At 72.5% G+C, this 7237-nt stretch carries 8 protein-coding genes; 4 read left to right on the top strand and 4 right to left on the bottom strand.

Going from position 1 to position 7237, the window contains the following annotated elements; genetic code table 11:
* Positions 1 to 96: 96 nt before the first annotated feature.
* From AB0F62_RS42110 to AB0F62_RS42120, 3 genes are all read right to left on the bottom strand, one after another.
* Complete coding sequence (locus AB0F62_RS42110) at positions 97 to 564, bottom strand: hypothetical protein (RefSeq protein WP_361812018.1); 468 nt, start codon at positions 562 to 564, stop codon at positions 97 to 99.
* A gap of 110 nt (positions 565 to 674) precedes the next feature.
* Positions 675 to 2165, bottom strand: a complete 1491-nt coding sequence (locus AB0F62_RS42115) for a SulP family inorganic anion transporter (protein WP_361812021.1) — start codon at positions 2163 to 2165, stop codon at positions 675 to 677.
* A 366-nt stretch (positions 2166 to 2531) separates the two neighbouring features.
* Positions 2532 to 2882 carry a hypothetical protein gene (locus tag AB0F62_RS42120; RefSeq protein ID WP_361812023.1) on the bottom strand — a complete coding sequence of 117 codons (351 nt, stop codon included), beginning with the start codon at positions 2880 to 2882 and terminating at the stop codon, positions 2532 to 2534.
* Between the two features lie 200 nt (positions 2883 to 3082).
* Between AB0F62_RS42120 and AB0F62_RS42125 the strand changes: the two genes are divergently transcribed.
* The 3 genes from AB0F62_RS42125 to proC all read left to right on the top strand — a co-directional run bounded on the left by AB0F62_RS42125 (position 3083) and on the right by proC (position 5482).
* A complete protein-coding gene (locus tag AB0F62_RS42125) occupies positions 3083 to 3871 on the top strand; it encodes an ABC transporter ATP-binding protein (protein ID WP_361812026.1) in 789 nt (262 codons plus the stop codon).
* Complete coding sequence (locus AB0F62_RS42130; protein WP_361812029.1) at positions 3868 to 4605, top strand: ABC transporter permease; 738 nt, start codon at positions 3868 to 3870, stop codon at positions 4603 to 4605. Before AB0F62_RS42125 ends, AB0F62_RS42130 begins: the two co-directional genes overlap by 4 nt.
* Positions 4606 to 4672: 67 nt before the next feature.
* Positions 4673 to 5482, top strand: a complete 810-nt coding sequence (proC, locus tag AB0F62_RS42135; RefSeq protein ID WP_361812032.1) for a pyrroline-5-carboxylate reductase — start codon at positions 4673 to 4675, stop codon at positions 5480 to 5482.
* Between the two features lie 180 nt (positions 5483 to 5662).
* Here the strand turns inward: proC and trpS are convergent, their stop codons facing one another.
* Positions 5663 to 6661, bottom strand: coding sequence for a tryptophan--tRNA ligase (trpS, locus tag AB0F62_RS42140; protein ID WP_361812035.1), 999 nt, complete (start codon positions 6659 to 6661; stop codon positions 5663 to 5665).
* Positions 6662 to 6981: 320 nt separating this feature from the next.
* Between trpS and AB0F62_RS42145 the strand changes: the two genes are divergently transcribed.
* On the top strand, positions 6982 to 7237 hold a 256-nt coding region (locus AB0F62_RS42145), incomplete at its 3' end, for a hypothetical protein (RefSeq protein WP_361812038.1).

Raw genomic sequence — 7237 nt, forward strand, 5'->3', positions numbered from 1 at the left:
CGTCGCAATCCACACCGAACCCGGAAGGCCCTCACCCGTTCAAGAGCCCCCAACGGTGATCGTCACCACTGTCCACAACCTCCCCGGACAGAACACCTAGTCCGCGCGCCGCCTCCCCGCCACCGAGCCGACCACTCCGACGAAGCCCGCGACCAGGGCCCCTCGCCACAGGCCGTCCCAGAGACTGCCGAAGAAGCCCTCCGAGGTGAGGATCTGACGCAGCACGACGTCGGTGACGAGCAGCATCCCCGCCGGCACCAGCGCCACGCGCCAGGGATGGGCGGCCGCCCAGCGGCGGATACGGCGGTCGGCGCGCGGGCCGCGGCCCGTCACGGCGCCGGCGCCGCCGACGAGGAAGAAGAGCATGAGCGCGACGGACACGGCGCCGCCGACGACGCCGAGCCCGAAGTCGCCGCTCAGGGCCGAGGCGGCGAGGGAGACCCCGCCGCCGATCGCGCCGACGGCGGCGGCCGGACGCCAGGGGCCGAGGGTGGCCGAGGCCACCGCGAGCTGCCGCTTCTCGGCGCCGGTCACGTCCCTGGATACATCGGTAGAACGCCTCATACCGCCACGGTCACCCGGTGCCGTCCCGGAAGCCATAGGGGATGACCCTGAGACGGCCCGGAACCGGAGTCAGGGGGAGCGCCCCGTCCGTCCGGCCCCGGGCCGCCCCGTCAGACCGGCGCGCCCTGCACCCTGACCGGCGTCACCCCCTCCTCGTTGTGCCGCTCGGCCCAGCCGAGCAGCGCCATGCCGCAGGCGTGGTCAAGGTGCCGCAGCCGGCGCAGGTCCAGCTCTATCGGCCGGTCGCGGGGCAGCGCCTCCAACTGGTCCAGCAGCTTGGGAAGCCGCAGGAAGGTGGCGTTGCCCAGGACCCGGACGACGATCGGGCCGTCGCCCGTGTCGTGGATCTCCACATGGGTCTTCGAGGTCTCCCACGCCGCCTTGACGACCGCCGTCAGCAGCCCGATGAGCACTCCCTCGAACATGTTGGCGGCCACGATCGCCGTCGCGGTCACCACGAGAACGACGGCCTCGCCCCGGTGCTCCCGCCACAGCGGCACGAGCTCCTTCACCGGTACGAGCTTCCAGCCCGCGTGCACCAGCACACCCGCCAGCGCGGCCACCGGGATGACTCCGAGCGCCCCGGGGAGCAGGGCGGCGAAGAGCAGCAGCCACACGCCGTGCAGCACACGTGCCGCCTTGGTACGGGCGCCCGCCTGCACGTTGGCGGCGCTGCGCACGATCACGGCGGTCATCGGCAGGGCCCCGAGCGCCCCGCAGACGGTGTTGCCCGCGCCCTGGGCGATGAGCTCCTTGTCGTACTCCGTGCGCGGCCCGTCGTGCAGCCGGTCCACCGCGGCGGCGCTGAACAGGCTCTCGGCGGAGGCGATCAGCGTGAAGGCCAGCACGGTGCCGATCATGGCCAGGCTCGCCAGCCCCGCGAACTGCTCGGCACCCGGCGGCTGGACGACGTCGAGCAGCCCCGCCACCTCCACGCGCTCGACCGGCAGGTCGAAGAGCACGGCCGCGCCCGTGGCCAGCCCGACCGCGGCCAGCTGCCCCGGCAGCAGACGTGCGGCCCGCGGGATGCGGGGCCACACCACGAGCACCACGATGGTGCCGCCGCCGACGGCGAGCGCGATGAGCGCCGTGGGCGAGGCGACGGTGCCCGTGACCAGTCCGGGTAATCCGGCGATCTTCGCCGGGCCGCCGGCGGGTGCCGCGGTGTCGGTGAGCGCGTACACCTGCCCGGCGATCAGCACGAGGCCGATGCCGGCCAGCATGCCCTGGACGACGGCGACGGAGATCGCCCGGAACCAGCGGCCCAGCCGGAGCAGGCCCATGACGAGCTGCAGCACGCCCGCGACGAGCACGAGCACGCCCAGCGCGGGCAGTCCGAACTCCTGGACCGCCTCGTAGACCAGGACGGTGAGTCCGGCGGCGGGGCCGGACACCTGGAGGCTGCTGCCGGGGAGTATCCCGGTCACGATGCCGCCCACGATGCCGGTGACCAGGCCGAGTTCGGCCGGCACCCCGGAGGCGACGGCGACGCCCACGCACAGCGGGAGGGCGACGAGGAAGACGACGAGCGAGGCGGTGACGTCGGCGCGCAGCGACTGCGGGCGGGGCAGTCGCGACACGGCGCGCGTGAGGCGGCTCACCGGGCGGGGGTGGGGGTGAGGGAACCGCGGGCAGGGTGGCCGGCGGTCGGCCGCCCGGCGGACGGGGGGAGGGGGGATGGGGGGATGAAGGTCTTCACGAGGGTGTCCTCCATTGCGCCCCGGCACCGGAACGGGCGGGGGCGTACGTGGTCGAGCGGTGTGGGGGGTCGTTCTCCGGACCGCGAGCGGCACGTTCGCTCAGCCGACGAGGCCGAAGCCGAAGCCCGAGCCGAAGCCCGAGCCGAAGCCCGAGCCGACGGCAGGGCGACGGCGACGGTGACGGCGACGGCCACGCGGACCGGGGCGGGGCCCGGGCCGTGGACGGCGACCGCGGTCAGGAAGGTGGAGCCGGCGGCAGGCCGGACCTCAGCAGCGGAACACCCTCAAGGTGACGGGCAGTTCCCCTGATCTGGCGAGGGGTATCGCCTGCCGGGCGGTCCGCGGCGCCGTCACGGCGGCGGACACGCGGGGGCCGTCCACCGGAGCCGTCTCATCGGATCCGGTGCCGCCCCGCGGTGCCGGGGCAGGGGCCGGGACGCTCACCGTCCCGGGCAGCACCAGGCGTATGCCGTTGCTCCCGCGCTGCCGTGCGAGGCAGTCGGGTTGCCCGGACTCCGCGCGCGCCGCCGTGCCGCCCGCGCCGCGGCCGGAGGCGGGAACGGGCTCGGCGGCGACGCAGCCTATGGCCGCGAAGAGGGAGAGCAGCAGCGCCGCCATGACGGCGACAGCACGCGCAACTCCCTTGGCCGATACCACAGGTGCCCCCGTTCCGATGCCTAGCCGCCCCTTATTTTGCGCAGACAGCCACTCCATTTTGCAAGCTCTTTAAGTAAACGGAGCGTAAATGATCCGTCACCCAAACGAATGGTTCCGCGGGTTCTTGACGCCCCGACACCCCCGAGAGCATTATTCACCACATGATGAATAAAGCCGAGGAGCCCCGGGAAACGGGCCCCGGATCCGCCGTGCACGCCTCCGGACTGACCGTCGCCCGCGGTGGCCGCACCGTCCTGGACGCTCTGGAGTTCACCGTCCCCCGCGGCGAGATCACCGGCCTGCTCGGCCCCAGCGGCTGCGGCAAGTCGACCCTCATGCGCGCCGTCGTCGGCACCCAGGCCAATGTCACCGGCACCCTCGACGTCCTCGGCCTGCCAGCCGGCCACCGCGCCCTGCGCCCCCGCATCGGCTACGTGACCCAGGCCGCCTCCGTCTACCTGGACCTGACCGTCCGGCAGAACCTCGAGTACTTCGCCGCGGTCCTCGGCGGCGACGCCCGCGACCACGTCGAACGCGCCATCGCCGACGTCGACCTGGCCACCCACGCCACCGCCCTCGCCGGCAACCTCTCCGGCGGGCAGCTGAACCGGGTCTCCCTGGCCGTCGCCCTGCTCGGCGAGCCCGAACTCCTCGTCCTGGACGAGCCCACCGTCGGTCTCGACCCCGTGCTCCGCCGCGACCTGTGGGAGCTCTTCCACCGCCTCGCCGCCGACCGGGGCGCCACCCTGCTCGTCTCGAGCCACGTCATGGACGAGGCCGAGCGCTGTCACCGGCTGCTCCTGATGCGCGAGGGCCGCATCCTCGCGCAGGGCACCCCCGACGCCCTGCGCGACCGCACCGGCGCCGCCACCGTCGAGGACGCCTTCCTCCGTCTCGTCGACGAGGCCGCGGGAAAGCTCCCCCACCAGGCCGAGGAGGCCGCCCGATGAGCACGCACCGCACCCTTGCCACCGCCCGCCGCGTGCTGCTGCAACTCCGCCACGACCCGCGCACCATCGCCCTGATGGTCGTCGTGCCCTGCGTCCTGCTCACGCTGCTGTCCTGGGTCTACGACGCCAGCCCGCGCACCTTCGACACCGTCGGCGCCTCGCTGCTGGGCATCTTCCCGCTCATCACGATGTTCCTGGTCACCTCGATCGCGACACTGCGCGAACGCACCTCCGGCACCCTGGAGCGCCTGCTGGCCATGCCGCTCGGCAAGGGCGACCTGCTGGCCGGCTACGCCCTCGCCTTCGGCGCCATCGCCGTCGTCCAGGCCGCCCTCGCCACCGGTCTCGCCGTCCTCGCCCTGGGACTGGACGTCACCGGCTCGGCCTGGCTGCTGCTCCTGGTCGCCCTCGCGGACGCCTGCCTGGGCACCGCCCTCGGGCTCTTCGTCAGCGCCTTCGCAGCCAGCGAGTTCCAGGCCGTCCAGTTCATGCCCGCCGTGCTGCTGCCGCAGATCCTGCTCTGTGGACTGCTCATGCCGCGCGGCCAGATGCAGCCGGTGCTGGAGGCCATCTCCAACGCGCTGCCCATGTCGTACGCCGTCGACGGCATGCAGGAGGTCCTCACCCACACCGGCGTCACCGGCGACTTCGTCCGCGACCTCGCCGTCGTCGCCGGCAGCGCGGCGCTCGCCCTCGCCCTCGGCGCGGCCACGCTCCGCCGCCGTACGGACTGATCCCCCACGGGTGACCGCACCGTGGACGGCACGGCCCGTGAGCCGTCCACGGTGCGAGGATGACCCCATGACGCAGAAAGTCGCGGTGCTCGGCACCGGCAAGATCGGAGAGGCCCTCCTCTCGGGCATGCTCCGCGCCGGCTGGAAGCCGGAGAACCTCCTGGTCACCGCCCGCCGCGCGGTCCGCGCGAAGGAGCTGCACGCCCGCTACGGCGTCGAGTCGGTCTCCAACGAGGAGGCGGCCAAGACCGCCGACACCCTCATCCTCGCCGTCAAACCGCAGGACATGTCCGCCCTCCTGGCGGAGCTCGCCCCGCACGTCGCCGCCGACCGGCTGATCATCAGCGCCGCGGCCGGCGTCCCGACCTCCTTCTTCGAGGAGCGCCTCGCCGACGGCATCGCGGTCGTCCGCGTCATGCCCAACACCCCGGTCCTGGTCGACGAGGGCATGTCGGTCATCTCCGCGGGCAGCCACGCCGGTGAGGAGCACCTGCTTCGCACCGAGGAGATCTTCCAGCCGGTCGGCAAGACCCTGCGCATCCCCGAGTACCAGCAGGACGCCGCCACCGCCCTCTCCGGCTCCGGACCCGCCTACTTCTACTTCCTCGTCGAGGCCATGACCGACGCCGGCATCCTCCTCGGCCTGCCGCGCGCCCAGGCACACGACCTGATCGTGCAGTCCGCGATCGGCGCCGCGGTGATGCTTCGCGACAGCGGCGAACACCCCGTCAAGCTCCGCGAGGCCGTCACCTCCCCCGCCGGCACCACCATCAACGCCATCCGGGAGCTGGAGAAGCACGGCGTCCGCCACGCCCTGATCGCCGCCCTGGAGGCCGCCCGCGACCGCAGCCGCGAACTGGCCTCCGGCAGCGGCTGACCGGCCGGCCCGGGCACCACCGCCGTCGGCGGCCGGGGCCAGTGGACCCCGGCGCCGTCCGCGTCCACCCGAAGGGCCCCTCCCGGGTGCCGGTGCGGAAAGGGGCCGTGACCATCGCGAGGGCCAGGGCGATGGCGGTCGCCGCTCCCGCCCCTTCCGCGCCCCGGGGCGGACCGGCGCTCACCCCGGAGGCAGCAGCCCGATCGCCCGGTAGGCGGCGTCGACCGTCGGCCGAGCGAGCGCCCGCGCCCGTTCGGCACCGTCCCGCAACACCCCGTCCACATAGCCGGGGTCCGCCACCAGCTCCGCGTGCCGTTCCCGGAGCGGCCGCAGCTCCTCGACCACCGCCTCGGCGGTGTCCTTCTTCAGCGCGCCGTACGAGTCGTAGCCCTCGGCGAGCTCCTGCGGGGCCCGGCCCGTGCACGCGGAGAGGACCTCCAGCAGATTCGCCACTCCGGGCCGCTCCTCGGGCTCGTACACCACGTCCCGCCCGCTGTCCGTGACCGCCCGCAGGAGCTTTCTGCGGACCACCTCCGGCTCGTCGAGGAGATAGACGATCCCCGGACCGGTGTCCTCCGACTTCCCCATCTTGGACGTCGGGTCCTGCAGGTTCATCACCCGCGCGGCCACCTGAGGGAGCACCGCCCGGGGCACGGTGAACACATGGCCGTACCGCTGGTTGAACCGGACCGCGAGATCCCGCGTCAACTCCACGTGCTGCGTCTGGTCGTCGCCGACCGGCACCTCGTCCGCCCCGTACGCGAGGATGTCCGCCGCCATCAGCACCGGATACGTCAGCAAGGACAGCCGTACGCTCCCGCCCCGCCGCTGCTCCCGGGCGGCCTTCTCCTTGTACTGGACCATCCGGCGCATCTCACCGTCGGTCGCGGTGCACTCCAGGAGGTACGCCAGCCGCGTGTGCTCGTCCACATGGCTCTGCACGAAGAGCGTGCAGACCCGCGGATCGAGGCCGGCCGCCAGCAGCAGCGTCGCCGCCTGCCGGCTGAGCCGCCGTACCCGCGCCGGATCGTGCTCCACCGTGAGCGCGTGCAGGTCCACGACGCAGAACAGCGACTCGGCCCGGTGCTGGTCCACAGCCGCCCACTGCCGCACGGCACCCAGGTAGTTGCCCAGGGTCAGATGCCCCGTCGGCTTGATCCCGCTGAAGACCCTTGTCATCGGTGTTCCTCCCGGCTGTGGGGCCGCCGCCGTCGGCGGGCCGGAGGAGAAACACACACGGCCGCCGAGGCGGCGGCCGTTGGGTGCATGCGCTGAGCGTCGGCCGCCGTCAGGCGGCCCACCACAGGTACGTGCGCGCATGCTTGGTCATGCCCCGACGCTAACGCGGAAACCGGTTGCGGGCCACAGGTTTGAAGCACCGTGGAGCGTGGTGTAGTGTTCTCTAGCTGCCTCGGACGGGTCACCTTCCGGAGGCGGCCACTCAAGCCGCCCGGCGGCACACCACTACTGCACGACTTCCCCACGGGGACGATTTCGGCGTGCCGAAATCCGAACCAAATGGCTCGATTATGAGTCGCCGGGGAAATCCTCTAAAGTGGTGGACACGCCGGAAGGCGCGAAACAAAACCCCGCTGACTGGGGATCAGGACGGAAACGGTCTGATAGAGTCGGAAAAGCCGAAAAGCGAAAGCCGGACGGCAAACCCCCTCCAGAGGGTGGCAGAGAAGGAAATCGGATCTGCTAAGCTGGAGACAACGAAGGGAAAGCCCGGAGGGGCCGGTGAAACGGTCTCGA

Origin of the sequence: Streptomyces sp. NPDC026673 (assembly GCF_040638135.1) — a bacterium.
GTDB lineage: Bacteria > Actinomycetota > Actinomycetes > Streptomycetales > Streptomycetaceae > Actinacidiphila.